The organism is uncultured Mesonia sp. (assembly GCA_947499595.1).
In the GTDB taxonomy this organism is placed as follows: Bacteria; Bacteroidota; Bacteroidia; order Flavobacteriales; family Flavobacteriaceae; genus Mesonia; species Mesonia sediminis.
Genome location: CANMOY010000069.1, coordinates 1 through 215, shown reverse-complemented (window position 1 = coordinate 215; position 215 = coordinate 1). Strand labels below are relative to the sequence as shown.

Genomic DNA, 215 nt, shown 5'->3' with positions numbered 1-215 from the left:
GCCGAGTGTTGCTCATCGAAGGCTAAAGTCAACGGAATTACATCGAACTCTGGTGGGTTACCTGCTGTAAAGCTAGCACTTGAGCTACTCTCACAGTTAGAGAATACATCGGTTACCGTTACCGTATAGGTTCCGGCTGATGTTACCTCAATGCTTGATCCTGTTTCTGGCAATACTCCGCCATCTAATGTCCAAACAAAGCTGTAATTGATCTC

At 45.6% G+C, this 215-nt stretch carries 1 protein-coding gene; it reads right to left on the bottom strand.

All coding sequences use genetic code 11. The annotated features are described in order from the left end of the window. The coding region (locus tag ACH2AZ_RS12595; RefSeq protein ID WP_394908115.1) for a hypothetical protein at positions 1-215 on the bottom strand (215 nt) is incomplete at both ends.